Annotated in this window: 25 protein-coding genes and 1 pseudogene; 12 read left to right on the forward strand and 14 right to left on the reverse strand. The window is 68.1% G+C overall.

The window, feature by feature from the left end; genetic code table 11:
• The first annotated feature begins 183 nt into the window (after window positions 1-183).
• Window positions 184-1,149: a VWA domain-containing protein gene (locus tag AB0B91_RS62120; protein WP_358342257.1), complete on the forward strand. Its 966-nt coding sequence runs from the start codon at window positions 184-186 to the stop codon at window positions 1,147-1,149.
• 199 nt (window positions 1,150-1,348) lie between these two features.
• Here AB0B91_RS62120 and AB0B91_RS62125 read toward each other — a convergent pair whose 3' ends face one another.
• From AB0B91_RS62125 to AB0B91_RS62135, 3 genes are all read right to left on the reverse strand, one after another.
• Entirely contained in the window at window positions 1,349-1,855 is a 507-nt protein-coding gene (locus AB0B91_RS62125) for a topology modulation protein (protein ID WP_358342259.1), read from the reverse strand.
• A 111-nt stretch (window positions 1,856-1,966) separates the two neighbouring features.
• On the reverse strand, window positions 1,967-2,938 hold the full coding sequence (locus AB0B91_RS62130; protein WP_358342261.1) for an aldo/keto reductase: 972 nt from the start codon (window positions 2,936-2,938) through the stop codon (window positions 1,967-1,969).
• 260 nt (window positions 2,939-3,198) lie between these two features.
• Complete coding sequence (locus AB0B91_RS62135) at window positions 3,199-3,525, reverse strand: carboxymuconolactone decarboxylase family protein (RefSeq protein ID WP_358342263.1); 327 nt, start codon at window positions 3,523-3,525, stop codon at window positions 3,199-3,201.
• Window positions 3,526-3,753: 228 nt separating this feature from the next.
• Here AB0B91_RS62135 and AB0B91_RS62140 point away from each other — a divergent pair, with 228 nt between their 5' ends.
• The gene (locus AB0B91_RS62140; protein WP_358342265.1) at window positions 3,754-4,647 is read left to right on the forward strand and encodes a helix-turn-helix transcriptional regulator; all 894 of its coding nucleotides are present in this window, start codon (window positions 3,754-3,756) and stop codon (window positions 4,645-4,647) included.
• A 465-nt stretch (window positions 4,648-5,112) separates the two neighbouring features.
• On the opposite strand, the gene AB0B91_RS62145 is transcribed toward AB0B91_RS62140, so the two are convergent.
• Window positions 5,113-6,102, reverse strand: coding sequence for a DUF5937 family protein (locus AB0B91_RS62145; protein ID WP_358342267.1), 990 nt, complete (start codon window positions 6,100-6,102; stop codon window positions 5,113-5,115).
• 125 nt (window positions 6,103-6,227) lie between these two features.
• On the opposite strand from AB0B91_RS62145, the gene AB0B91_RS62150 reads away from it, so the two are divergent.
• Both AB0B91_RS62150 and AB0B91_RS62155 read left to right on the forward strand, forming a co-directional pair.
• Entirely contained in the window at window positions 6,228-7,082 is an 855-nt protein-coding gene (locus AB0B91_RS62150) for an isocitrate lyase/phosphoenolpyruvate mutase family protein (RefSeq protein WP_358342269.1), read from the forward strand.
• A gap of 546 nt (window positions 7,083-7,628) precedes the next feature.
• On the forward strand, window positions 7,629-8,168 hold the full coding sequence (locus AB0B91_RS62155) for a hypothetical protein (RefSeq protein ID WP_358342271.1): 540 nt from the start codon (window positions 7,629-7,631) through the stop codon (window positions 8,166-8,168).
• Between the two features lie 200 nt (window positions 8,169-8,368).
• On the opposite strand, the gene AB0B91_RS62160 is transcribed toward AB0B91_RS62155, so the two are convergent.
• Window positions 8,369-8,611, reverse strand: coding sequence for a hypothetical protein (locus AB0B91_RS62160; protein WP_358342320.1), 243 nt, complete (start codon window positions 8,609-8,611; stop codon window positions 8,369-8,371).
• Between AB0B91_RS62160 and AB0B91_RS62165 the strand changes: the two are divergent.
• Window positions 8,531-8,784, forward strand: a pseudogene (locus AB0B91_RS62165) (IS30 family transposase); the annotation flags it as partial. The gene AB0B91_RS62160 and the pseudogene AB0B91_RS62165 overlap by 81 nt on opposite strands.
• A gap of 38 nt (window positions 8,785-8,822) precedes the next feature.
• Here the strand turns inward: AB0B91_RS62165 and AB0B91_RS62170 are convergent.
• Window positions 8,823-9,143 carry a helix-turn-helix domain-containing protein gene (locus AB0B91_RS62170; RefSeq protein WP_358342272.1) on the reverse strand — a complete coding sequence of 107 codons (321 nt, stop codon included), beginning with the start codon at window positions 9,141-9,143 and terminating at the stop codon, window positions 8,823-8,825.
• Between the two features lie 57 nt (window positions 9,144-9,200).
• On the opposite strand from AB0B91_RS62170, the gene AB0B91_RS62175 reads away from it, so the two are divergent.
• Window positions 9,201-9,527 (forward strand): putative quinol monooxygenase, encoded by a 327-nt coding sequence (locus AB0B91_RS62175; protein ID WP_358342274.1) that lies wholly within the window; start codon window positions 9,201-9,203, stop codon window positions 9,525-9,527.
• 371 nt (window positions 9,528-9,898) lie between these two features.
• On the opposite strand, the gene AB0B91_RS62180 is transcribed toward AB0B91_RS62175, so the two are convergent.
• Complete coding sequence (locus AB0B91_RS62180; RefSeq protein WP_358342276.1) at window positions 9,899-10,567, reverse strand: hypothetical protein; 669 nt, start codon at window positions 10,565-10,567, stop codon at window positions 9,899-9,901.
• Window positions 10,568-10,827: 260 nt separating this feature from the next.
• Entirely contained in the window at window positions 10,828-11,262 is a 435-nt protein-coding gene (locus tag AB0B91_RS62185; protein ID WP_358342278.1) for a hypothetical protein, read from the reverse strand.
• A 280-nt stretch (window positions 11,263-11,542) separates the two neighbouring features.
• On the opposite strand from AB0B91_RS62185, the gene AB0B91_RS62190 reads away from it, so the two are divergent.
• Window positions 11,543-12,298: a DinB family protein gene (locus AB0B91_RS62190; protein ID WP_358342280.1), complete on the forward strand. Its 756-nt coding sequence runs from the start codon at window positions 11,543-11,545 to the stop codon at window positions 12,296-12,298.
• A gap of 812 nt (window positions 12,299-13,110) precedes the next feature.
• On the opposite strand, the gene AB0B91_RS62195 is transcribed toward AB0B91_RS62190, so the two are convergent.
• On the reverse strand, window positions 13,111-13,986 hold the full coding sequence (locus AB0B91_RS62195; protein WP_358342282.1) for a LysR family transcriptional regulator: 876 nt from the start codon (window positions 13,984-13,986) through the stop codon (window positions 13,111-13,113).
• Window positions 13,987-14,044: 58 nt separating this feature from the next.
• On the opposite strand from AB0B91_RS62195, the gene AB0B91_RS62200 reads away from it, so the two are divergent.
• The gene (locus tag AB0B91_RS62200) at window positions 14,045-14,857 is read left to right on the forward strand and encodes an alpha/beta hydrolase (protein WP_358342284.1); all 813 of its coding nucleotides are present in this window, start codon (window positions 14,045-14,047) and stop codon (window positions 14,855-14,857) included.
• 587 nt (window positions 14,858-15,444) lie between these two features.
• On the opposite strand, the gene fxlM is transcribed toward AB0B91_RS62200, so the two are convergent.
• From fxlM to AB0B91_RS62220, 4 genes are all read right to left on the reverse strand, one after another.
• Window positions 15,445-16,494: a methyltransferase, FxLD system gene (gene fxlM / locus AB0B91_RS62205; RefSeq protein WP_358342286.1), complete on the reverse strand. Its 1,050-nt coding sequence runs from the start codon at window positions 16,492-16,494 to the stop codon at window positions 15,445-15,447.
• A gap of 15 nt (window positions 16,495-16,509) precedes the next feature.
• On the reverse strand, window positions 16,510-16,677 hold the full coding sequence (locus AB0B91_RS62210) for a hypothetical protein (protein ID WP_358342288.1): 168 nt from the start codon (window positions 16,675-16,677) through the stop codon (window positions 16,510-16,512).
• 848 nt (window positions 16,678-17,525) lie between these two features.
• Window positions 17,526-17,915: a hypothetical protein gene (locus tag AB0B91_RS62215; RefSeq protein ID WP_358342290.1), complete on the reverse strand. Its 390-nt coding sequence runs from the start codon at window positions 17,913-17,915 to the stop codon at window positions 17,526-17,528.
• 174 nt (window positions 17,916-18,089) lie between these two features.
• Complete coding sequence (locus AB0B91_RS62220; RefSeq protein WP_358342291.1) at window positions 18,090-18,578, reverse strand: hypothetical protein; 489 nt, start codon at window positions 18,576-18,578, stop codon at window positions 18,090-18,092.
• Between the two features lie 157 nt (window positions 18,579-18,735).
• Between AB0B91_RS62220 and AB0B91_RS62225 the strand changes: the two genes are divergently transcribed.
• Together AB0B91_RS62225 and AB0B91_RS62230 are read left to right on the forward strand one after the other, a co-directional pair.
• The gene (locus tag AB0B91_RS62225; RefSeq protein WP_358342293.1) at window positions 18,736-20,520 is read left to right on the forward strand and encodes a YdcF family protein; all 1,785 of its coding nucleotides are present in this window, start codon (window positions 18,736-18,738) and stop codon (window positions 20,518-20,520) included.
• Window positions 20,462-21,250 carry a WbqC family protein gene (locus AB0B91_RS62230; protein WP_358342295.1) on the forward strand — a complete coding sequence of 263 codons (789 nt, stop codon included), beginning with the start codon at window positions 20,462-20,464 and terminating at the stop codon, window positions 21,248-21,250. The genes AB0B91_RS62225 and AB0B91_RS62230 overlap by 59 nt, the downstream gene beginning before the upstream one ends.
• Window positions 21,251-21,363: 113 nt before the next feature.
• On the opposite strand, the gene AB0B91_RS62235 is transcribed toward AB0B91_RS62230, so the two are convergent.
• Window positions 21,364-22,419: a tyrosine-type recombinase/integrase gene (locus tag AB0B91_RS62235; protein ID WP_358342297.1), complete on the reverse strand. Its 1,056-nt coding sequence runs from the start codon at window positions 22,417-22,419 to the stop codon at window positions 21,364-21,366.
• A gap of 129 nt (window positions 22,420-22,548) precedes the next feature.
• On the opposite strand from AB0B91_RS62235, the gene AB0B91_RS62240 reads away from it, so the two are divergent.
• On the forward strand, window positions 22,549-22,932 hold the full coding sequence (locus tag AB0B91_RS62240) for a metalloregulator ArsR/SmtB family transcription factor (protein ID WP_358342299.1): 384 nt from the start codon (window positions 22,549-22,551) through the stop codon (window positions 22,930-22,932).
• Window positions 22,933-22,944: 12 nt separating this feature from the next.
• Window positions 22,945-24,174, forward strand: coding sequence for an arsenite methyltransferase (gene arsM, locus AB0B91_RS62245; RefSeq protein WP_358342301.1), 1,230 nt, complete (start codon window positions 22,945-22,947; stop codon window positions 24,172-24,174).
• Window positions 24,175-24,380: the final 206 nt, after the last annotated feature.

Here is a 24,380-nt window from a genome sequence, read left to right on the forward strand (position 1 = left end):
TATGGCAACCTGTTCCAACAGCGGAGCTCCTGTAGTGAGGATGTCTTGGAGTGACAGACCTCTTCTACAGCAGCTCCGCTCCCTCGTTCACAGGCCTTGACGAACAGAGCCCCGCCCTAACTGAACGGCGTTGGAACTAGACTTGGCCCTGTCCCCCCTGCCGATGGGTTATGGGGAGGGCGCATGGCCTTTCTGGCCGCTGGCTGGCTGTGGTCGTTCGCGGTCCTGGCTGTCGTCGTGGCGGGCTACATCGCCGTCCAGTTCAGGCGGCCCCGGCAGATGGCGCGCTTCACCGACCCGAGGTTGCTCGATCTGATCGCGCCCTGCCGTCCTGGCTGGTCACGGCATATCGCGGCGGCCGTGTTCGTCGTGCTGATGGCTCTGCTCATCCTGGCCGCGGCGCGCCCGGCCGCCTCCGTTCAGGTTCCCCGCGAGCGGGCCACGATCATCGTGGCCATCGACGTGTCCCTGTCGATGATCGCCACCGACATTCCGCCGTCCCGGTTGGAGGCCGCCAAGAGCTCGGCCAAGATGTTCATCACGAGCCTGCCCGAGCGGTTCAACGTCGCCCTGATCTCCTTCGCCCGATCCGCGGCGGTGGTGGTGGCGCCGACCCTCGACCACACGGCGGTCATCCGGGCGATCGACGCGCTGAAGCCCGCTCCCGGAACCGCCATCAGCGAAGCGGTCTTCTCCGGTCTGGACGCGATCCGCTCCTTCGACCAGCACGCGGCGAGCGATCCACCGCCGGCGGCCATCGTGCTGCTGTCCGACGGCGACAACACCTCCGGCCGGGTCGTACCCGATGCGACCAAGGCCGCCGCCGCGGCCAGAGTGCCGGTCTCCACCATCGCCTTCGGCACGCCCGACGGCACCGTCGAGATCGACGGCCACCGCCTTGACGTCCCACCCAACGAGGAAACATTGCGCACCCTGGCCGAAGGCACCGCCGGACGCGCCTACAACGCCCGGACGGCCAACTCGCTGGATGAGGTGTACGAAAGCATCGGCACCTCGCTCGGCACCATGACCAAACAGCAGGAGGTGGGCTACCAGGTGCTGCGCTGGGCCCTGCTCCCCGCCTTCGCGCTGGCCGCGCTGGCGCTGCTGACTCCGATCAAACTGGCCTGGGCCCGCCCTGCCCGGTGACAACAATGGACCTTTACTTTTCGCGTCGTCTACGGCGTGAGGCGGCGGCAGACGAGCATTGCTCAGACCGTCTTTACCGCAATGGGTGAACGGCTGCGATTGGCGGTGAGCCATTCGAGTTGCGCGGTCATATCGGTGAGCAGGTCCGTGGCCGGAGACCACCCGAGCAGCCGATGCGCCGTGGACACGTCCGCGCAGGTCAGCGGTTGGCGGCTACCTGCTCCAGCCAGCGGCGCGTTTTGGCGCGGCCGGTGAGGAAGACCACGCGCTTGCCTGCGGCCAGCTCGTTGATCTTTGCCAGCACTTTGGGCCGCATGCGTCTCCGGTAGGTGGCCACATAGGTGAGCACGCCCCAGTGGATGCGGTTGTAGACGCCGGAGGTGTGCTGGCCGGCGCCATGCCGGACCTGGCGGGAGAAGATCCCCCACAGGGCAGCCCAGGTGGGCACATCCATCATCACCACGGTGTCGCACGCCTGGAGCCGGACGTGCAGCGAGGAGTTGTAGTTGCCGTCGATGACCCAGCGCGGGGCCGCGACCAGCTCTTGCTGGGCGGCCTCGAACTTCTCCGGTGGCAGCGGGTTCCACTCGTCGTCGAAGTAGACCGCGTCCAGATGGGTGACCGGTGCATCCAGCAGCCGGCCGAGTTCGCGGGCCACGTGAGACTTGCCGCTCCCACATGACCCGACGATGGCGACTCGGTTCATCTGCATGGCGCTCCACGACCGGATCCGGCAGGGACGGGCTCGGCCGGCGGAGTGAACAGCCTGCCCAGCTTGTTCACCAGCTTGAGCGTAAGAGTCCAGCCCTGGGCGGTGTTAGAACCAAGACGGCCCGATGTTGGTGTAGGGCTCCTCCACGGTGGCCGCTTCCTCGTCCGAGAGGTGAAGGTTGAGCGCGTCCACGGCCTGCTGAAGGTGATGGCGTTGGGTGGCTCCGACGATGGGCGCGGAGATCAGCGGGTTACGCAGCACCCAGGCGAGAGCGACCTGAGCCATGGCCACGCCGCGGGTTTCCGCGACCTGCTGCACGGCGTTGATGACAGGCTCGTCGTACGGACTGTCGAAGGACTGCACGACGTGGTCGGTACGGGAGCGGGTGCTCTGCTCGCCGGTGGGGCGGGCGAGGCGGCCCTTCCCGTTCGGCGAGTAGGGCACCAGGCCTACGCCCATGTCGCCGCACATGGCCATCAGTTCCGGCTCATCCTGCCGGCGCAGGAGGTTGTACTGGTTCTGCATGGACACGAAGCGGGTCCATCCGCCGAGGTCGGCGGCGTGCTGGAGCTTCGCGAACTGCCAGGCGTACATCGAGGAGGCGCCGATGTAGCGGACCTTGCCGGCCTTGACGACGTCGTGCAGCGCCTCCATCGTCTCCTCGACCGGCGTCTCGTCGTCGAAGCGGTGGATCTGGTACAGGTCGATGTAGTCGGTGCCCAGCCGGGCCAGGGACGCGTCGACCTGTTCGAGGATGGCCTTGCGCGACAAGCCCTCACCGCCGGGGCCGTCGTGCATCTTGCCGCGAACCTTGGTGGCGAGCACGATGTCCTGGCGCCGGGAGTACTCGGTGATGGCGCGACCGACGATCTCCTCGGAGGTGCCGGCCTGATAGACGTTGGCGGTGTCCCAGAAGGTGATGCCCAGCTCGACGGCTTGGCGGAAGAACGGCGCGGCCTTGTCCTCGGTCAGCGCCCAGGGATGGGCTCTCGGGATGGTGGGGTCGCCGTAGCTCATGCAGCCGAGAGCCAGCCGGCTCACCCTCAGGCCAGTGGTACCGAGACGGACGTACTCCATGATGACGCTCCTTACAGGTTCATGGGCGGGCTGCGCTGCGATGGGCATTCGGGGACGTGACGAGTCGCCCGCAGATGGTTCCCGGCATGTTGGCGTCGCTCGGTCTATGCGGAACCGGGGCTGCGCACGCCTCGGAGCCTTGGGGACTCAGTGGGCGATAAAGCCACCGTCGACGGGCAGGGCGACGCCGATGACGAAGCTGGCACCGGGACTGCACAGCCACACGGTGGCGGCGGCACCTCCTCGGGGCACGGGGCAGTTCAAGAATCGGTCAGAACGCTCCTGGCAACGGTGAGTGCGGACATGGCCTTGGGCCATCCGGCGTAGAACGCCAGGTGTGTGACCGTCTCGATCAGCTCCTTGTCGCTGACCCCGTTCTCGCGCGCCCTGCCGAGGTGGAAGGCGAGCTGTTCGGTGCTGCCGCTGGTGATGAGGCTGGCCACTGTGATCAGGCTGCGGTCTCGTGGAGACAGGTCCCGGTTCTCCCACACTTGCCCGAACAGCACGTCCTCGCTGTAACCGGCCAGCGCCGGCGCGATATCACCGAACTGCTGCCGAGGGCCCTCGGGCTTCTTGTTCTCCGACATCGACGGCTCCTTTCCGCGCCGATGCCCGGCACGTCCCCGCAGCAACGGGAAACGGGCATCGGCTTCCATTCCGTCCCGAACCGCGGTGTGCGCCGCTGGAGCGGACGGGCGGCCCAGTGCTGGCCTGATATCGATCAAACGGCAGGTCAGGGGCGTGCGGAAGGACCCGCTGATACGTGTACTGGCAGTACACCCCTTGTTCGGCGGGATCGTCGTAGCCTCGAACACATGGACAACCGCAGCGAGGTCCGCGAGTTCCTCACCAGCCGCCGCGCCAAGATCACGCCGGAGCAGGCCGGCCTGCCCGCCTCGGGGCACCGGCGTGTCAACGGACTGCGCCGCGAGGAGGTCGCGATGCTCGCCGGGGTCAGCGCCGAGTACTACGCGCGCATGGAGCGTGGCAACCTCTCCGGCGCCTCGGAGGCTGTCCTGGACTCTCTCGCCCGCGCCCTGCAGCTTGACGAATCCGAGCGCGCCCATCTCCTGGACCTGGCGCACACCGCCAGCACCACGCGACGGCCCACACGCCGTCGCGCCGCCCAATCCATCCGGGCCGCCCTACAACAGCTGCTGGACGCGATGACCGACGCACCCGCCTTCATCCGCAACGGCCGCCTCGACATCTTGGCCACCAACCGCCTCGGCAAGGCCCTGTACTGGCCCCTCTTCCAGGACCCCGCCCGGCCGGTGAACCTCGCCCGCTACCAGTTCCTCAACCCCGGCGCCGCCGAGTACATGACCGAACTGGACGCCCAGCGCGCCGCAGCCGCGGCACTGCTGCGCACCGAAGCCGGACAGGACCCCTACAACCGCGACCTCAGCGACCTGATCGGCGAGCTGTCTACCCGAAGCGAACCATTCCGCACGCTGTGGGCCGCACACAACGTGCGCCTGCACCACACCGGCATCAAACGCTTCCACCACCCCGCCATCGGCGACCTCACCCTCGCCTTCGAAGCCCTGCCCGTACCCAACGATCCCGGCCTCACCCTCACCGCCCTCAGCGCCGAACCCGGCACCCCCGACCACGACGCCCTCAAAGTCCTGGCTTCCTGGTACGCCACCCTCGATCACAACGAGACGAACCCGCCCGCCCCCACCAGCAACGAACACAGCGCATAGCCTGCCCGACAGTCCGATCACATAGGCGTTCCGGAACCTCAGCCAGTTTGTCGACCACCTCGACCAGGCGACAGAGCAGGCGGCGCGGCAGAGCACCGTGGCACCTCTGCAGAATTTCTTGCAGCAATGGGGGGAGTTTGTGGCGATTCAGCGCTATCCCGCCCGAGCGGCCCGCCAGCACGCATTGGAGACGGAGGTCACCACCACGACCGACAGAGTCAAGTTGGACTCAGCCTTGGCCGAAATCAACGAGATCACGGCATCCGCGCGCCGAGAGGTCGTGGGTGAGTGGCGCCCGGACCTGGGAGTACAACCCCGACGCTTGTCTTCACGGGAGCCAGCCGCAACATAGACGGCTGGCGTCGCTGGGCGAGCGTACGCCGTGATGCGGTGCTGTCCGCCCTGTTGCTGTACACGGCCGGCATACAGGCCGCGCACTCGATCAACGTCGCTTCGAGCAGGCTTTCACTTCTGTGCGGTGAGCAGAGCATCGGCGAGGCCGGTGCGGGCGTAGAGCACCGAGCGGCCCGCTCGGTGCGTGCTGGTCAGGCCGGCGGCCCGCAGCGCGGTGAGGTGCTGGGACACGCCCGCCGCGGAAAGGCCCGACCGTTGGGCGAGTTCGGTGGTCGAGGCGGGTGAGTCCAGTTCGGCCAGGATCAGCGCCCGGGATCGGCCGATCACGGCGGCGAGGGCTTCCATGTGCGCATGTGTCCGGCGCTCCCACAACGTGCCGATCCCGCGTGCCGGGTAGGCCAGCTGAGGTGGTTCCGACCCGACGAACCGGGTCAGCACCCGCGGCCAGGCGAAGACCGACGGCACCAGGAGCAGCCCCGCTCCGGTCTCGATCCTGGTGATGGCGCAGTGCCGCTGTACCAGGTGGAGGCTGCCGTTGGCCCACCGCACCGTGTGGTGCAGCTCGTCGAGCGCCTGGGCCGTACCCTGCTCGGCCACCTGGCGGCCCCGGTGAAAGACGTCCGCCTCCAGCACTGATCGGATCCTGGCCCAGTAGGGCGCTAGCGCAAGCCGCCAGTAGACCTCGATCTCCGCGACGATCCGAGGTAGGTAGGTCCAAGGGGTCCGGTGAAGGCCCCGCAGCCGAGGGGACAACCGGCCTTCACGCTCGGCGGCCAAGCAGTCGAGGTCCCGCCGTACCTGCTCAGGTTCGGTGGCCGCGATGGCGGCCAACTCGTCGGAGAGGTCGGGGGATGCGGTCGCCGGTGTCGGGTTGAGAAAGTCGGGGAGGTGGCCGACAGGCGGAATCATGTCGGCCAGCCAACCGCGATCGAGACTCGCGGCTGCGAGCCGCAGGCGTACCTGGTCGGCCCAGCCGCGGTGCGGGCCCGGCACCGCGGCAGCGGCCAGCGCTCTGAAGCTGGTGACGACTTCCCACATGGGCGAGACAGCGAACCGGGTCTCGGCCAGATCGTTCACCGAAAAGGTCAGCCGCGCCTTCATCCCGCCTCCACTATTCGGTCCGAGCTTAATCAGTGGACGCTCGGTCCCCTGCCCGGCAGCATCCCCGGAGCAGGTGCCCACGGCAGGGTGCCGAGAAGCAGAACAACGCCAAGGCGGTCATGCACATGTCTGTTGACATTTCCCCCTCCCCCGATGCCGTAGCCAAGAGGAAGGCCCGGCTGTTCCGCAGCCTGAGCACCGATTCCGTGCTGGTGCTCCCCAACGCCTGGGACGCCGCCAGCGCGGCTGTGATCGCCGCTGTCGGCGCCACGGCAATTGCCACGACCAGCGGTGGAGTCTCGTGGTCACTGGGCCGCGGTGACGGGCAACGGCTGAGCCGGGGCGAGATGGTGGAGGCCGCGCGGCGCATCGTGGACTCTGTCGACTTGCCGGTGACGGTCGACGTGGAGAGAGGGTACGGACCGACCCCGGCGGATGTCGCCACGACCGTGCGGGCGGTGGTCGAGGCCGGTGCCGTAGGCGTCAATCTGGAGGACTCCACGGCCGTCGGCGGTCCTCTGTTCGACGTCGCCGAACAGAGCGCCAGGTTGCGCGCCGCCAGAGACGAGGCGGCCGCGGCGGGCCTGCCGGAACTGTTCATCAATGCGCGCACCGACGTCTTCCTGTTCGCGATAGGCGCATCCGATGACCGACTGGGCGAGGTGCTGGCGCGCGCGGCGGCATACGCCAAGGCGGGAGCCGACGGCATCTTCGTTCCCGGCCTGCTTGATCTGGACATGCTGAAAACCCTCTGTGCCGAGTCACCGCTGCCGGTCAACGCGATGGCCGTTGCCGGTGGACCGAGTGTCATCGAGCTCACGCAGGTCGGAGTGCGCAGGATCAGCCTGGGCACCGGGCTGGCCCAGGCCGCCTACACCGCGGCCCGCAGAGCCGCTGCGGAACTGCTCGGCACGGGAGGTCTCACGGCGCTGGACGGCTCGCTTGACTTCAGCGAACTCAACGTCCTGTTCCGTCATTGATCGAGGCAGGGAGGACGGCACGGAGCAGGGCCGAACTGCCGACTGTCAGGAATCTGCTAGGCGTCTCACAGACGGAACAGGACAGATGGAACGGGATGGCACGCGTATCGGAGTGTAGGCCCATCGATCAAGATCCATGAATTATCTGGAGTCATCCGTGTCTAGCCGCTCGGCAGCGGACATCTTCGCCCAGGCGATCAGCGAGTGAGCGCCCCTTGTTAGCAGCGGCGTTAGCAAGATCCCGAGATTGTCAGGACAAACGCAAGGCCCGTTCCAGGTTTTCCCTGGTAACGGGCCTTTATGCTGTGTGCGGCCGGAGGTACTCGAAACCGCAACCTTCTGATCCGTAGGGAACGACGCTGCCCAGGTCGGCGAGCTCGCGGCCTGGTCGACGGCAGCTGCTCATATGCTGATCTTTGTCCTCACCTCGGGAGACAGGTTGTCGATGCATCTACATCCAGGCGAGACCGAGGCCGCCGGCTGGCGGGTGGTGACCGTATTCGACGCCGTCCGGCAGCTGCGCGATGCGTCACCGGACGTCCGCGGGTGATCGCGATCGACGGCCGGGGCGGCGCCGGCAAGACGACCCTGGCCGAGCGGCTACGCAAGGTGGTGCCCAACTCCGCCATCGTGCACACCGACGACATCGCCTGGAACCACGCCTACTTCAACTGGGGCGCCGTACTCGTCGAGAACATCCTGCAACCCCTGCACCAGGGTGAGGCGGTGGACTTCCGCCCTGATGCCTGGATCACCCACGACCGGCCCGGATCGATCACCATCCCCGCCGGAGCCGACGTCATCTGGGTCGAGGGCACCGGCATCATCCGCGAAGAGCTTGCCCCGTGGTTGGACGCCTCGGTGTGGATGCAGGGTGACCTGGATGAGCAAGAGCGCTTGTTGATCGTCCGCGACGGTGACTCCCCCGAGCAGCTGGAGCACGTGGCGAACTGGCTGCTGGAGGAACTGCCGTTCTTGTTGCGAGAACAGCCGTGGGCCCGAGCCACCATGATCGTCGTCGGCCCTCCCCAGACCGACCACGACCCGGACACCGAGTTGGTCGTCGCCCCACCGACCAACCCTTAGATCGGGCCGACACACCCGCAGAACGCGGGTGAGCGGTTCGAGATCAAGAACGCCGGGGTGGAGCGTCCCGAAGAACGCCCCGTGCTGACCGTCTCGAAGTTTTACGCGCTGGCCGATGTTGTGCCTCGCCGGTTCTGCGCCCTTGTGCTCCTGGCGACTTTCGGCAGTACGCGATGCGGCGAACTCGCCGCCTTCCGGCGTTACAACCTCGACCTCACGGCCCGGACGGCGAAGATCGAGGCGTCGGTCTCGGAGATGAGGACGGGGAAACTGGTCACCGGCCGGCCCAAGTCGGATGCGGGAGCCTGGATCGCCACCCTGCCGCAGATCATCGTCGGTGGCCTGTCCTGGCAGGTCGCCGCCTCGTCCACCTGCCGATCGACCGCAGCGCCGAGCGCATGCGCGACGCTCTGGTGGAGACCATGGCCACGCTGCCGGCTCATCTCAAGCGCTCCTTGACCTGGGATCAGGGCAGCGAGATGGGCGCTCACCGGGCGTTCACACTCGCCACCAGCTCGACGCCGTCGCCGCCGAGCTGAACTCCAGACCTCGCAAGACGCTCGGCTGGGAGACTCCTGCACAGCGCCTCACCGAGCTCATGACGGCCCGCCTCTGACCAGTGAGAGCAGCAGGACGGCCAGTGCTCCCGGTGGGCTAATGAGCCGCAGTGTTCCCGGTTCTGCCCGTCGCGTTGCCGGACCCCAGTTCCTCGGACAGGAGCTGCAACAGGCCGGGCAGATGACGCTCGATGTCCTGCCTGGGCAGTGAGACGGCGCTGCCGTTGCCGTGGTCACGCTGCATGATCAGCCCCGCCTCGCGCAGCACCCGGAAGTGATGCGTGCGCGCGGCCTTCTTCACCGGCAGGTCGAACGAGCCGCAGGCACGCTCCCGGTCTTCGGGATCGGCCGCGAGTTCGGCCACTACCTGGCGGCGGGAGTCGTCGGCCAGCGCGCGGAACACCTTGCCCAGATCCATGGCTCACTCCTAGGTACGATTTGCATCATACCTGGCCGATGGCTAGCGTCGGCAGGTATGAAAATTGTCGTACCTGAAGGAGGCGGGGCGGTCGGCATCTACGGCTTCGCCCGGCCGAAGCCCGAGCGCGCCGATGAGCTGGAGCGGCTGCTGCTGTCATTCGTGGAGCCGACCAGGGCCGAGCCTGGCTCGATGCAGTACCAGGTCCACCGCGACGTGGCTGATCCCAGCACGCTCGTGTTCTACGAACTGTGGCGGTCGGCCGACGACCTGCGCGCGCATCTCGCGCGTCCCGAACTCGCACACTTCCAGCAGCACCGCATGGACTACCTACGAGAAGACCTGGAGATCCACTGGCTGACACCCCTCAGCGTGACCCCTTGATCCCCATTGTCAGCGTATCCACGCCGATACGCTGGACAGAGTGACCGACCTTGGCCAGGCGCCCACCACATGCGTCGGTTCCCGAAGAATCTCGCCGCCGTCCGCATCGCATGAGCAGGCAAGACGAACGGCCGCCCACTCCCCGCTATCGAGGGAGCGGGCGGCCATCGCCGCAACGCTCGGGGTCAGCGCGGACTTTCTCGCGGCTATGCTGACCGCTGACGGCAATTGATCACGTGTGTTGCGACGACCCCTCGAATGCGCCGACGGTGTTGCTGTATGGCACTGCTGTATAGCACTCTGCCCAACGCGCTTCGGCGCTGTTGCCACCCGACTTACCGCTGGGGAATGGGCGCTGGTCTTCCAGCTTGTCAGCTGGCAACGGACGGATACCGGGCTGCCGCAAGGTCGTCGGCGAGGTCCTTGACGGCAAGATCAGCGTTCAGCGCGGTGACCACCGCCTGCGTCAGCGGACGGAGGGCATAGACGTGGCGCACCGCATCGAGATCCACGGGCACCTCGTAGTAGTCCTCCGCGAACCGCCGGAACGCCTCCGGAGACGGGTCGACGAGCCGTGCAAACAGTCCCGCCGCCCCATCGGGATCGCTCACGCCGTCCGGGTAGTCGATCTCCCCCACTCGCCAACGACTGTCGCCGACCTCACGCCACAGGCAGGCAGTCACGACCGGCATCCCGTCCTCGTCGCAGAACGCCGGTTCCTCCACACAATGGCGGAAGACCTCGGGGACGGAGTCGAGCACCCCCGGCCACGGTCCGTCGTCGCCGTACGGGCTCATCGCCGCCTCGTGGTCGAAGCCGCGAATGTACGCACCCGCCGCGGAGAAGACGATGGAGTATTCGTCTCCCGAGCCGTTACGCATCGAGGCCATCTCCTCCCCAGGACTCCAGCCCGCGTCGAAGGAGTGGTAGCGACTGAACCATTCCGGGCTCAAGATGGCCTCCAGCACCGCCATGGACCGGCACAGATCGCGAAGCACCGGAATATCAGGCAACAGCCGGGCCACATCATGAGTAGTCACGAGCCTCATCCAATCGGATGCCAGCGACATCCCCCGTGTCCTTCCGAACGGTATGGGACTACCAGCACTTCTCCAAGGGCGGCGGCTGAGAACTGCGCCGAAGTCCAGGTCCGTGTATGCCTCGGCTCGCCTCGCTTCCCGCGCGAGCGGACTGGCGGCGGCCTGCTTGGCCACCGTCTCCGGGTGCCGCCGCCCCTGATGTCCGGTGAATCAGGTGAAGACGATGCCGTGCGAAGCAGTCGCGGAGCCCAGCACCGGAGCTAACCATTCGGATGCCATTGCCCAGGTATGGGGCGCGTGATCCGCCGTTGCCGCAGGTCGTCGAGGTCGCCGTCCTTGAAGGACGTGATCGTCTGGGCCCTCTGAATCTGCTGTTTCACCGGGACTTTGAATTCGAAGAGCTCTGCCCGCTGCTTCTCGATGGCGAGCACGGTCTTGATGGCGTCGAGCACCGGCCCATGGTCGCGGACCGGCTTGCCGTCCTGCATGACCACGCGGCCATGATGGATCACGACGTGTCCGGCGGCCAGGACCTCGTTCGCCTTGGCGAGCAGCGCGTCCAGGCGCTCGGCCTGCTCGGCTCGATACTCGGCGACCTCCAACGCTGGGATCGCGGCGAGCGTCGTCGTGTAGAGCTTGTGCGCGCCCTGATTCGCGATGCCGAGCCGCTCGGCGATCGTCAGGCGACTGATCAACTCCAGCTACCGGGTCTTCATGGATGGACCCAGCTACCGGCCGAACAAGCGACCCGGAAAGAACGGCACGTCGGGACGCACGAAGGACGACAAGTAGACCGGCCGTCGATCGCCTGACTTCGGCGGGCGCCCCCTTGGTTGCGGGCGATCGGCGCCCCGCGGCTGGCCTATGTTGCCCAAGCGAAGCGGGACGCGGGCGTGAGCACGTTCCACACGGTTGGCCCCGAAACTTAGTTGCCCAAAGGTGGCGCGGGCGGGACGGGTGCGGAAGACTGCCTCGATGGCTGCTGAGTACGCCCAGAGTGACCAGTTCCGTGGCGCCCGCATCCACCTGTGCGACCTTGCCGGTCTCGAGATCCGCGATTGCGAGGTCAGCGGTCTGAAGATCGTCGACTGCTATGGGAGCGACGTCTACCTCGGTGGCGACTTCGAGCGTCTCGTCGTCAACGACGTCGACGTGACCGCCTACGTCGAGGCCGAGCTCGACCGGCGGCACCCCACGCGGGTGCTGGCGCGTGACGCCGCGTCCCCCGACGACTATCGCGCTGCTTGGGATGCCATCGAGACGATGTGGGCGGCGACACTCGACCGCGCCAGGCTGTTGCCCGAGGCCAAGCTGCACGAGCAGGTCAACGGCGAGTGGTCGTTCGTCGAGACCCAACGGCACCTGCTACTCGGCGGCGATGCCTGGCTCGGCAATGCCGTGCTAGAGGAGGAAGCGCCGTACCACCCGTTGGGCTTCCCTTACGGCGGGATGCCGCCCGACACAGCGGCGAAGCTCGGGCTCACCCTCGAAGCCACCCCGACGCTCGACGAGGTACTCGCGCCGCGGCTCGCCCGCATGGCCACGATGCGACGTGTCATCGACGGGCTCACCGAGGCCGAGCTCGATCGGGTATGCGGTCGCAGGCCGGCGGACACGTATCCCGACCAGGCGTACGTCGTGCGCCGCTGCCTCAAGGTGGTGCTGAAGGAAGAGGCCGAGCATCACCGTTATGCGGTGCGCGACCTCGCCGTACTCGAGGCCGGTGCCTGAACTGGCGCCGACGCCGGAAATGACCTCCAGCCGCATTGCGTGCTGCTAGGACGGTCATCTAACGGTCACATCGACCACAAGACCACGCTAAAGCGCCCAATTAAGCACCTACCACCCAAACGGCTCTACTGTCCTTCGTGAGCACCCCACTTCGAGTGGCTCGATTACCTGCGCACGGGCTGGCTCAATTGGCTGACGTTCGACAGCGTGGCTCCAGCTGGTGGACCGTGGCGTTCACCAAGCAGCACCCCGGAGCGTCACGGACATCAGCCACTGATCGTCTTGCCCCACACGAGGTCAGAGCGTGGTGGACGGGTGCCACCGTGCGCTGACGGAAGCCGACGTTGTCGGTTGTCGTCAGCGGTGTCGTCGTCAGCACCACCTTGTCCAGTGGCAAGACCCGACGAAGGAGGGTCGCGGCAGCGCATCGCCCCGACCCCGTACGTCTGTACGGAAGTCAGCGATCGTCATGCCTCTACGCGATGACCACTTGATCCGTAGGGAAAGGCGGATGCCCTGTCAGTGGCGTCCCGCCCTGGTCAAGCAGTGGATGCCGATCGGCAGCACGCGGTCGCGTATGGCGGTGTTGCTGTATGGCGCTGCTGTACACCACCTTGGTGGACGTGACCGCGGCCTCCACGGCCGCATCGCGCACAAAGGCGAGAAATCACCGATCCAGGCCAGCCGGCCTCGATGATCTGCGCCCGCTCTACTCCCTGGGTACTCCATCGCGCCTATCTGCGCGGCCGCTAAGGTCACAATCCGCAAGCTTCGGGCGTGTTCAGTCAACCAACGGCGTATCTCGATCTTGATTAGTTATCGGGTGGTCGGGGTGAGGCGGCCAGTTGGTCGAGGAACGCCCGCGCGGCGGGGGAGCAGTCGCGCAACGACGGGACGGCCAGGGCCAGCGAGCGGGTCGTCTTCGGCTCCAGCGGACGGGTGACGACCGCGCCGAGCTCGGCGGGCAGGCCCAGCGTGGGCACGATGCTGACGCCGAGCCCCGCGGCGACCATCTCCAGGATCGCGGCGGGCCCGCCGGCCTCGAAGGCGATGTCGAGCCGCGCCTTCGACTCCCGCGCCGCGGACATGATCAGCGGTCGGCAGCCGGCGGTGGTCAGGATGAACGGCTGTCCGGCGAGGTCGGCGACCCGCACGACCCGTCGCTCGGCCAGCGGGTGCTCGGAGGGGAGCGCGGCCACCATGTCGTGGGTGCTGAGCGGGACGGTGTCCAGGCCGGGGGCGGGCAGCGTGACGACGCCGACCTCGGCGGCGCCGCGGCGCAGCCATTCGCGGATGTCGTCGTCGACCCCCTCGAACAGGCGCACCTTGACCTGCGGGTAGCGGTCGGTGAAGGCGCGCAGCAGCCGGGCGATGAGCGTGCCCGTGGCGCTGGGGAGGCTGGCCAGGCGCAGCTCGCCGGTGATCTCGCCGGCGGCGGCCGCCACATCGGCGCGGATGAGGTCGAAGTGGCGCAGCGCCTCGCGGGCGCGCTCGACCGCGCGGCGGCCGGCCTCGGTGAGGGCGATGCGGTCGTGGTGGCGGACGAACAGGGCCGCGCCGAGCTCGCGCTCCAGGGCGGCGATGGCACGGCTGACGGCGGGCTGCGACATGCCGGTGTGGTCGGCGGCGGTGGTGAAGCCGCCGTGTTCGGCCACCGCCAGCAGTGCCCGGAGCTGCCCCAATGTCATACCGGCATACCTTAACTGGTATTTGACCGCCGGTGGATCAGAACACGATGGTTATGCCATGGCTGAACGAATGACGATCGAGGTCGACGGGCTGCGGGCCGGTTATCTGGCGGCGGGCGAGCGGGGTCCGGTGGTGTTGCTGCTGCACGGGACGTACTGGAGCCGGGTCTGGCAGCCGGTGATGGATGGGCTGGCGGCGGCGGGACTGCGGCCCGTGGCGGTGGATCTGCCCGGATTGGGGCGCTCGGAGGGGGAGCTCACGATCGAGACGGCGGCGGTTCCGGCGCTGGCAGGGTGGGTGAGGCGGTTCGCCGCCGCTGTGGGCGCCAGCGGGCCGCTGAACGTTGCGGGGCACGACATCGGGGGCGCGGTGGCGCAGCACCTGCTGGTGGGCGGCGAGGTGCGGCGGCTGACGCTGGTCAACTCGGTCACGTACGACTCATGGCCGGTGCCGGGCGTGGCCCGCTTCCGCGATCCGGCGGTGGTGGCCGCCGTGACGGCGGAGGAACTGCTGGGCGCCCGCCGGACGGCGATCACCACGGCGCTGGCCCGTCCGGCGACGGAGGGGGAGCTGGCCGACTACCTGGATCCCTGGAACGACGCGAGGGTGCGCCGGTCATGGATGGCACTGGCGGGGGCGGCCGACAGCCGCTACACGCTCGACCTGGTGCCCGCGCTGAAGGCCGATCGCACGCCGAAGCTGCTGGTGTGGGGGGAGGACGACACATTTCAGGAGGTGGGGTACGCCGAGCGGTTCGCCGCCGAGATCCCGAACACCACCCTGGTTCGCATTCCGGGCGCCGGTCACATTCCGATGGAGAATGACGCGCCCGCGGTCACCGGCGCTCTGGCGCGCTTTTTCCTGGGATGAGCCCGGGAGGACCGGGCTGCCGGGTCACCTGAGCCGGTGGCGGCCGCGCTGCCGGACCCGCCGGCCGAGCCGACGCTCGAGGACGGCTGCCTCGCGCTCATGGACCGGTGAGACGCGGCGAGCGCGCGACTTGCCGGGGAGATTGACGATGCGACGCCCAGCTATAGATGGCGGCTGCGAGCCAACCCGTCTGCGGGATTGCGGGGTTTCCCAGGTTTCGTTAGCGGCACAGTCGTCTGGGTTCCCCGCCTTGGGGCAATCGGGATCGGAGTCGACCTCGCACTGCCCATCGGCGGATTCGTCGACGTCCTTCTACTGCCCTTCGAGTCCAGCCGATGGCCAACCGAGGGAACGGTCACCGACTTCAAGATCTGGTGGATGGACGACCGCCCCCAGATCCGGCTGGTCCCTGCCGAGCCGATCTACAGGCGGGAGCACTTCGACAGCTGGATCCTCCGTCAACCGGGCCGAGACCTGTTCCACCCCTGACTCAAACCCGGACGCCCAGCATCCGGCCGCCAACAAAACCTGGGAACCGCCATCTATCGCTCACAGTCTCAGGCATCCTGGCCCGTCTGAACGGCCGATCAGCCGGTGGGCCAGGAGATCGTGACAAGACCGTGGGTCTTGTGGAGGGCTGCCGTACCCGCGGGCAGGTCGGCGGGGGTGTTGCCGGTCGGCCAGTAGGCGAAGGTGGGCTCCGGCCGGTTCCTGGCCTGCTCGTCCCACGCCTGGATCTGTTCGACCATTGCGGTCGCCGCCTCCTGGCCGTGCGGTCCGTAGGCGCGAGCCCCGAACTCCGCGCCCGCGCCTTCCAGTGCGGGCCGCACCGACAGGTAGGCGAAGGAGTCGCCGCGCACTCCGGCGAACGGGAACCACGTCTTGCGTTCCTGGGCGAGGTCGGTTCCCTCCTCGACGGCCAGCCTGCAGAAACCGGGCAGGAAGCTCGCGAACCACAGGTGCAGGTCGGCGAACGACACGCCGTTCTCGATCGTGACGCCGGACCACACCTCGGCGCGGTCGCTCGCCAGAACGCCGTCCAGCGGTGCGGGGTCGTCGGGCGCCCCGTCGTCGAACCGGAGCGTGACGGCGTGCCCGTGGGGGTCGGGCAGCCGGAATTCCCTGTCGACGTGCTGACCGGCCCCCTGCATGGGGACGAACCCGCACACCACAGCGGACGTACTGGTCAGGTGATCGTTCGTGCGGCGGAACGCGATCGAGCGGCTGACGCCGTTCATCCGCAACGGCACCACCAGCGTGCCGTCAGGGGCCAACTGGCGCAGCCACGCTGGGGCCAGGTCCCACGCGCCGACCGTCACGATGGTCGCCTTGAACGGCCCGAACCCGGCAATCTCGTGCTCGGCATCGGCCGTGATCACCTTCACCCGGTCGCCGTACCCGGCGGCGTCCAGCAGTTCAGTGGCGCGGTCGGTCACCTCCGGGTCGATGTCCACGCTGATCACCTCGCCATCCGGCCCGACGATTTCGGCCAGCATCGCCGCGTTCACGCCGCCTGAGCCGATCTCCAGCACGCTCTTGCCCGGCGCCAGCTCGGCCTGCTCGATCATCGCCACCTGGACATACGCGGCGCTGACGGAGGAGATAGCCGTGCCGTGCTCATCCCGCTTGGTGACCACCGCGCTGTCGGCCTGCTAGGTGACCTCCAGCGGGGTGCCGGCCGGTACGAACGCGTGCCGGTCGACCGTCCGGAACGCCCGGTCGACCTGAGCCGACTTGATGTGCCCCGCCGCGGCGAGTTCGTCCGCGAGCTTGTCCCTCAGCTCGCCGGCCTGCGCCTGGTCGATGGTCTCGTCATTCACTGAATGATCTCCCTGTGGTGTGTCTTCTGGTCACCGGTTTTGCGGAGGGGCTTGGTACGGCGCGGGTTCACCGTGGCGAGGTCGGTCACCCCTGTCCACTGCACACGCCGGGGGCTGGCAGGCGCCATCCCCCGCGGGTAAAGGCGCCTGCCAGCGTCTCCCGGCCGGGCACGGGCACCCCGGGCTCGGCCGGGAAGTCGAAACGTGCACGGTCTGCGCGTGGGCGGCATCCGCGCTGGGTCTCTTGCTGCTGAGCACCAGTAGCAGGGCCAGGCCGACAACGATGAATGGCCGTGCGAGCCCAGGGCGGAGGGTGGCATCCGCTGGTAGGTCGGGCGTCCAGGGGTCTCCGTACACGAGCACGATCAGATCCATGGGAGACTCTCCGGACTCCTCCGGTCAGGGGGCAGGGGCCGGTCATCGCCCCGTCCCGTCCTGGCCCGCCGGGGCGGAACCGCTGCAGGCCGGGAGATTGCGCGTAGCCCTCAGCAGGTGGAGACGTTGTGGGCCCGCCATGGCACCGTTCATGATGTGGCCTTTGCTGGCTGGGCCGGGGGGTTGTAGCCCCTCAGGTGACCCGAGGAAGGCGGACGGGCGCACCCCGATGTCCGCCTTCCTCGGCCCAGCGGCCCGTCCATGGCGAGCAGGGGTGGCTCGCGCAGTGGGGAAGAGGGCGGCTGGGAGTTGGATCATCGCCCACGGCTGCGCACGATCCTGCCGTGGGCGATGAGTTTGGGCGGCGCGGGCCCGCGCGACAGTGGCGGAGGTTGAGCGCAGGCCCGCGCCAAGACGCGAAGCAGCGCCCCCGTCTGCGCGCGGGGCCGCATGCCTGACCGCGTCTTGCTTGCTCACTCGGCCATCTCCTCGAAGAAGCCGGGGGGAATGTAGACGACCGTGGGCCGGTGCGCCGGAATGGCCTCAGCCACGACCAGCAGCAGCTCCTGATCGACGTTGAGGACGTTGCGCCACAGCTCGCGGAGGCTGCCGCCCACTAGTGGGGTGTTGACATCCATGTCGTACGCCGGGAACGCCCGGAACGTGCGGCCCCAGGGCTCCCACATCACCTGCCAACGGCCGTCCCACGATGCCTGCAACTGCGCGGCCAGGCGCTGGGCTGTCTCGTCGCTCAGGACCTCGGTGGCGTTGTCGACCGTCATGCCGCGAGCACGACCCTGAAGGTCGGCTACCTGCCTCCTCGCTGCCGCACCGGCGGCGGCCTTGGCCTCACTGGCCCGCATGGATTCCTCCTCGGGAGCAGGGACGATGTGCTGGCGCAGGCCGAGCGATTGGTGGTGGAGCTCGGCCTGCGCCGGAGAGCGCGGTACGACGGGGACGACTACACCGGGTCGCCCGCGCTCGGCGTGGCAGCACAGCGTGCCGCACGCCTGTCTTTCGTGGCTGCTATGCCCCGCTCAGCCGCTCTGCGGGATGTCCGCCAGGTCGACGAGGAAACGCGGCGTGTCCGGGTCGGGACGCCGTGTCGTCTCCTCAGCGCGGTAGTCAATGGTCCGGATGGCGTCCGGGTTGTGGATGTTCCAGTTGGCGGAGGAGGCGGCCGTACGAAGAGCTCCACGCACGAGCAGCAGCCGCGTCCCGATCGCGTTGAGTTGTTCTCGCCGCCGAGCGGCGATGTGCTTCCCGCCCAGGTGGCGCGCAGTGGGCAGGACTACCCCGTAGACGTTGGACAGGAGAATGTCCAACAACCCGGCGAATGCGGGGGCGGCCGCCGATTCGGTCCCTCGATCGGTGAAGATGCCGCAGAGCTGGAATTCGTGCTGCTCGCAGTACTGGGTGAGGGCCACCGTCAGCGCTGCTTGCCGCTCGGGTGTCGAGCGGTGCAGCCGCAGGTACCCATAGACGATCGGGCCGTCCACATCGTGTTGTTCGGTGAGTGTCCACAAGGTAGCCGTCCTTACCGTGGCCGGGGCTGATGACCCGCACTTCGAGCATGACCAGCCCCAGCCCGGCTGGATACGACCCGCTGTCGCACTTCCGTTGCGCTTCCGTAGGTCCTCGGTACCTCTGGGTGCTTCCATGGCCGTGGAAGGGAGCAGCGACGTGACGACCGTGCATGAGTGGACCGGCCTCGAAGCGCATGCACGTCGCCTTGCCTTGTGGATGAGCGCGCGGACATTCGCCCAGCACCTCGGCGTGGCTCCCCGCAGCGTGGCGAAGTGGGATCAACTCGGTCCAGCCACTCGGCCACGCCCCGACACCCAGGCCATCCTGGACACCGCGCTCGCTCGCGGGGACTCGGCGACCCACCTGCGGTTCGAGACCCTGCTCCTGGAACTCGGCCAGGACACGGACCAAGGGCTGCGAGTCACACGCGTGGGGCCACGGGCCTGGGACTACGAGACATGGACGGACGACCTTGACCGGGCTGTGGTCGCCCTCAGCCGCCAGAGCTTCAGCTACGCCGCCGACCTGCTGAACCGATGGCTCACCCGCTACAACCCACACGTCCTGGACGACAAGGGCCTGTACCTGTTCGCACGATCCACGACACTGCTCGGCGACCTCCAACGCGATCAAGGCGCAGTCGCCGGCCCCCTGTCCGCCCGCCGTTCCTACCTCAACGCTCGCTCGATCTACAGCCAGATCGACATCCCCCGCCGCATTGCCCAGCTCGACCTTTCGCTGGCGGTGGTCGCCGAGATGTCGGGCCGGTTGGATGAGGCAGCCAGGGAGTATGAGGCGCTGGCGGTGGATGACCGACTCTCACCACGCGACCGGACGCGAGCCCGGCTGTGGGTCGGGACAGCCCTGAGCAAGAACAACAACAACGACTACGCCGCCCGCCTGATGACGACTGCCATCCGCGAGTTCGAGAGCCTGGGCGAGCCCGAGGACTGGTCCGTCGCGCACCAGAAACTCGCCCTGACCCACCGTGGAGCCGGGAACCTCTCGGAGGCGCTACGCCTGATCGACCTCGCCCGCGCCACCGCCGTCACCGATGCGCCCATGCAGCGGGTCCGGCTGGAGACGGCTTACGGACACATCCTGCTTTCCGACCGAGCCACCATGGATGATGGGCTGATGATCCTCGACCGTGCCGCACACGAAGCCGCGCAGCACGGGCTCGCACACCAACTGCGCAGCATCGAGGGCATCCAGCGGACCATCCAGGGGGAGATCCGTCTCCCTCTGGCACGGCGATCAGGGAGCAGCCAAGTGAGCGTCAAGCAGCAGGTCATCACCGACGAGCAGTGGGGGTACGCCCGCACGATCTGGGACTACCACCAGATGCACCACGACCTGCGCCGCTGTGATGTTGCCATCGGCCTGGGCAGCCACGATCTGGGAGTCGCGCGTGCGGCGGTCGAGCTGTACCGCGCCGGGTGGTTCCCGCTGCTCGTCTTCTCCGGTGCCACCAGCCCCACCACGGCGGCCCGCTTCCCCCGCGGCGAGGCTGTCCACTTCCGCGAGCACGCGCTGGAACTCGGCGTGCCCGACGAGGCGATTCTGCTGGAGCCGAACGCGACCAACACCGGTCAGAACATTGGCCTGTCCCGCCAGGTGCTGGCCGATGCGGGTATCCAGCCTGATTCGGTACTCCTGATCTCCAAGCCGTACATGGAGCGCCGGGCGTATGCCACCGCCCGGAAGGTGTGGCCCGAGGTCGAGGTGGTGTGCGCCTCCGAGCCGCTGGAACTGGACGACTACGTCAGCTCGATCGGCGATCCGAAGCTGGTCATCGACATGCTTGTCGGCGACCTCCAGCGCGTGATCGAGTACCCCAAGCTCGGCTACGCCGTCGAGCAGCCCGTCCCAGGAGAGGTCAATGACGCCTACCAGGCTCTTCTCCGCGCCGGATTCGACAGCAGGCTCCTTACGCCCTGACCTGCCGTACGGCGAGGTGTGCGCCATCCACCAGCCCAACCTCTTCCCCCGGCTCGCGACCCTGGCCAAACTTTTCACCGCCGACTACTGGATCGTCCTGGACGACGTGCAGTTCGCCCGCAGGGACTACCAGCACCGCGCGTGCCTCGCCTCGCTCGACGGCTCGCGGCCGCTGCGATGGCTCTCCATCTCCACCCATCTGCCACACGGCCGCTCCACCACCATTCGCGGAGCACGCCTGGCTGATCCCGCCCGCTGCCGGCGCCGCGTCGTCCAGCTCCTCGCTGATCACTACCGGCACAGCGCCTACTGGCCGCCGTTCAAGAGGCGGCTCGAACCCGTGCTGGCCGCGTTCGAGAGCACGGACCGGCTGGCGGACGTGACGGAGTTGTCCACGCGCATGCTGCTGGAGGAGGTCGGGTGGCCGGGGCGAATCCTGCACAGCAGCGATCTGCTCGCACGCGGCGAACGTTCGCAGCGGCTGGCCGACCTCGCCTGGCTGACCGGCGCTACCACCTACCTATGCGGGACCGGAGGCATGCGATACCTGGACCCCGCCGCGTTCCGAGTCCACTCGATCGAGGTCCTACCGTTCCAGACCCCCGCCTCGGACATCTGGGCATCCGCCCGAGAGGTAAGCGCCGTACATGCCCTGATGCTCGCCGGGCCGTGTGCCCTGAGACGGGAGTTGGCGGCTCTGCGTGGACGAGTTCTGGCGGCCGGTCCGTGATTCGGCCTCTTACGCTTGACCTCCTCTCCCCTTATGCGAGACTGCCGCCAGGAGCGATGCGGCGGGGCAAGATCATCCACCGTATCCCTCGTCGGCGCCTCCCCTGGGCAATCTCAAAGCCCTACGCCGCGCATCGGATTGTCCCGCCACTTGTCGACCGCCCGGATGTAGCCGTGGACCACAGGAGACTTCTCCGACCACCGACCATGCCGGGCGATGGCCGACACCGAGGCGCCCGCCTTGGCTGCGGCCGTAGCCCCGCCTGCCCGCAGCGAGTGTGCGGTGTAGGTATGCGCGTCCTTGAGCCCAGCCCTCTCCGCCGCACGCCGCACAATCTGGTTAAGCCCGTCTCCAGACATCCGGCCGGTGCCGCGCATGGTCGCCCCCGGCGTGCCTGACAGTCGCCCGTGCCGGTCAATGGCGCGCAGCAGGGGCCCGTCAGTCACCCCGTGGGTCTCCAGATCTGCCAGCCAAGTCCGGACCACACGCACAGGACAGGTCTCCGGGTGCGAGCCGTACGGGACGGGAACGACCTCACCGATCGCGTCCTGGTCGGTCTTGGACCGGCGGATCGTCACCTCCAGACCGTCCTCGGTGATTGCCAGGTCAGCGATGTCGAGCGCCGCCAGCTCGGAGCGGCGACCCATGAGGGCGAAGCCGAGCACCAGGACCACTCGGTCACGCAGGCCGACGGGAGCGGCCGGGTCGGTGGTGTCCACCAGAGCACGTAGCACGGTCAGCTCGGCGGGCGGCGCCTTCCGCGTACGCTGCCCGGCGGAGCTGCGCTCCTTGCGGTAGCCACGCAGGGCGAGCCGGGCGAACTCGGCATTGAGTTGGAGCCCGGCCTTTTTGTGCCGGGACTGGATGCAGGCCAGCGCGCGCTCGATGGTCGAGGGCGCAGGGAGTGTGCCCTTCCGGGTGGGCGTGGCGGCCAGGTGGGTGACGTACTCGGTGACCGTATCCGGAGTCGCTGGCAGCGGCCTGCGGCCGTACGCCGCGCACCAGGCGGCGAAGGTCTCCCAGTCCCGTTGGTACGCACGGCTGGTGTTGGCGGCGAACCCTCCGGCGACCCGAGCCCGCGCCGCATCGGTCAGTTCGCTGTCGGCCGCGTTCGCCGGGATCGGTAATGGGGTGGTCGGTTCGCCCTCCAGTCGTACCAACTCGGTCATCGGGCGGTCTCCCCACTTCAAATGATTAAGGTTCTGGGTCGCGATAAGGTATGTTATCGCGACCCAGATTCACGCCACAACGATCTCGACGGACTTGGTCGAGCGAGGGCGAACCTCCGAGACCTGTGGATGGCGCAGCTTCTCTGTAGGCACTTTATCGACTATCGTCGATTGACGATGAATAAGGAAAAGGGGCCGCTGCCGCGCGCGGAGGCCGAAGAGTACGCGAGCTGGTTCAAAGCACTGGCGGACGCGACGCGGATCCAGATCGTGTCGCTATTGGCTCGGCGGCGCGCGCCGATGAGCGTAGGCGAGATCGTGACCGCCTCCGGGGTGGGCCAGTCCACCGTCTCGCATCACCTGAAGATCCTGGCCGAGGTGAGGTTCGTACTGGTCGAGAAGCAGGGCACCTCCAGCCTGTACCGGATCAACGAGAACTGCGTGAGCTGTTTCCCGACCGCCGCCGACGTGGTCATGGGCAACCCCGTGCCGGCCACGCCCACCTGCGAGTGAAGGAGCTTCTCCATGGCACACGAGGAGATCATCGATCACTACTCGGCCTTGGCCCGTGCTGCGGACGCCGGTCGGATCGTCGCCGACTGCGGGCAGGACGCGTTCGATCAGGGCTGCTTCGGCGCGGCCGGCTATGACGAGCTCGACGTGCTGCCCGAGGGGGCGGTGAGGGCCAGCCTGGGGTGCGGCAACCCGGTGGCCGTCGCCGCGTTGCAGCGTGGTGAGACCGTGCTCGACCTCGGCTCGGGCGGCGGCATCGACGTGCTGCTGTCAGCCCGCCGAGTCGGCGAGCAGGGCAAGGTCTACGGGCTGGACGCCAGCTCCGACATGCTGGCGCTAGCCCGGCGCAACGCCGAGCAGGCCGGCGCGACCAACGTGGAGTTCCTGCACGGCACGATCGAGCGCGTGCCGCTGCCGGACCGGTCGGTGGACGTGGTCATCTCCAACTGCGTGATCAACCTGTCCGGCGACAAGGCCGCCGTACTGGCCGAGTCGTTCCGGGTGCTGCGGCCGGGCGGCCGGTTCGGCGTCAGTGACGTCGTCGTCGACGGCTCGATCGATCCGGCCGCTCGCGTGGCGGCCGAGCAGCGCATCGGATGCGTGGCCGGGGCGCTGCCGGTGGCGGAGTACCGGCGGTTGCTGGCGGCCGCCGGGTTCGCCCGTGTACGGATCACACTGAGCGCCGATCACGGCGACGGTGTGCACTCGGCGATCGTCCAGGCCGTCAAGCCCGCCTCTGTGCCGGGGGTAGAGATCCGGCCGATGCGCGGGAGTGACGCCGAGCAGGTGCTGGCCATCTATCAGGCCGGGCTGGACACCGGCCAGGCCAGCTTCGAGACCGTCGCGCCGAGCTGGGAAGGGTTCACCGCGGCCAAGCTGCCGCACCTGCGTTTTGTGGCCGCCGACACCGAGACGGGCGAGATCGTTGGCTGGGTGGCGGCCTCGGTGGTCTCGGCCAGGCCCGTGTACGCGGGCGTCGTGGAGCACAGCGTGTACGTTCACCCGGGCTGCCAGGCGCACGGTATCGGCCGGGCGCTGCTGTCGGCGTTCATCGCGGCCAGCGAGGACGCCGGGGTATGGACCATCCAGTCGGGGATCTTCCCGGAGAACGCCGCCAGCCTGTCGCTGCACCAGGGACTAGGCTTCCGCGTGGTCGGCACCCGCGAGCGCATCGGCCGCCACCACGGCGTCTGGCGCGACGTCATCTTCATCGAACGCCGCAGCTCTGCCGCTGGAGACTAGCGGCGACGCCAACGGGTGAGAGTCGCGGAGAGTCCCCGGGGGGTCATGGCCAGGGCGCGGATCAGGCTCGCGGTCGAGGCTGCCGCGATCGGCCAACTGAGGGCGGGTCCCATCGCCATGAGAACGACCAGTGCTACCCCCGTCCAGGATGGTGAGGCCGACTGCCCGCCGAGGAGGACTAGACGGATTCTCCGGTCGGCGCGCTG

This window comes from Nonomuraea sp. NPDC049141, from assembly GCF_040648415.1.
Taxonomy (GTDB): Bacteria; Actinomycetota; Actinomycetes; order Streptosporangiales; family Streptosporangiaceae; genus Nonomuraea.

Coding starts and splice junctions, on each gene's coding strand:
- AB0B91_RS62120 (WP_358342257.1), top strand. CDS start 184: ATGGCCTTTCTGGCCGCTGGCTGGCTGTGGTCGTTCGCGGTCCTGGCT.
- AB0B91_RS62125 (WP_358342259.1), bottom strand. CDS start 1,855: ATGAACCGAGTCGCCATCGTCGGGTCATGTGGGAGCGGCAAGTCTCAC.
- AB0B91_RS62130 (WP_358342261.1), bottom strand. CDS start 2,938: ATGGAGTACGTCCGTCTCGGTACCACTGGCCTGAGGGTGAGCCGGCTG.
- AB0B91_RS62135 (WP_358342263.1), bottom strand. CDS start 3,525: ATGTCGGAGAACAAGAAGCCCGAGGGCCCTCGGCAGCAGTTCGGTGAT.
- AB0B91_RS62140 (WP_358342265.1), top strand. CDS start 3,754: ATGGACAACCGCAGCGAGGTCCGCGAGTTCCTCACCAGCCGCCGCGCC.
- AB0B91_RS62145 (WP_358342267.1), bottom strand. CDS start 6,102: ATGAAGGCGCGGCTGACCTTTTCGGTGAACGATCTGGCCGAGACCCGG.
- AB0B91_RS62150 (WP_358342269.1), top strand. CDS start 6,228: ATGTCTGTTGACATTTCCCCCTCCCCCGATGCCGTAGCCAAGAGGAAG.
- AB0B91_RS62160 (WP_358342320.1), bottom strand. CDS start 8,611: ATGAGCCGGCAGCGTGGCCATGGTCTCCACCAGAGCGTCGCGCATGCG.
- AB0B91_RS62170 (WP_358342272.1), bottom strand. CDS start 9,143: ATGGATCTGGGCAAGGTGTTCCGCGCGCTGGCCGACGACTCCCGCCGC.
- AB0B91_RS62175 (WP_358342274.1), top strand. CDS start 9,201: ATGAAAATTGTCGTACCTGAAGGAGGCGGGGCGGTCGGCATCTACGGC.
- AB0B91_RS62190 (WP_358342280.1), top strand. CDS start 11,543: ATGGCTGCTGAGTACGCCCAGAGTGACCAGTTCCGTGGCGCCCGCATC.
- AB0B91_RS62195 (WP_358342282.1), bottom strand. CDS start 13,986: ATGACATTGGGGCAGCTCCGGGCACTGCTGGCGGTGGCCGAACACGGC.
- AB0B91_RS62200 (WP_358342284.1), top strand. CDS start 14,045: ATGGCTGAACGAATGACGATCGAGGTCGACGGGCTGCGGGCCGGTTAT.
- AB0B91_RS62215 (WP_358342290.1), bottom strand. CDS start 17,915: ATGCGGGCCAGTGAGGCCAAGGCCGCCGCCGGTGCGGCAGCGAGGAGG.
- AB0B91_RS62230 (WP_358342295.1), top strand. CDS start 20,462: ATGACGCCTACCAGGCTCTTCTCCGCGCCGGATTCGACAGCAGGCTCC.
- AB0B91_RS62235 (WP_358342297.1), bottom strand. CDS start 22,419: ATGACCGAGTTGGTACGACTGGAGGGCGAACCGACCACCCCATTACCG.
- AB0B91_RS62240 (WP_358342299.1), top strand. CDS start 22,549: ATGGCGCAGCTTCTCTGTAGGCACTTTATCGACTATCGTCGATTGACG.
- arsM (WP_358342301.1), top strand. CDS start 22,945: ATGGCACACGAGGAGATCATCGATCACTACTCGGCCTTGGCCCGTGCT.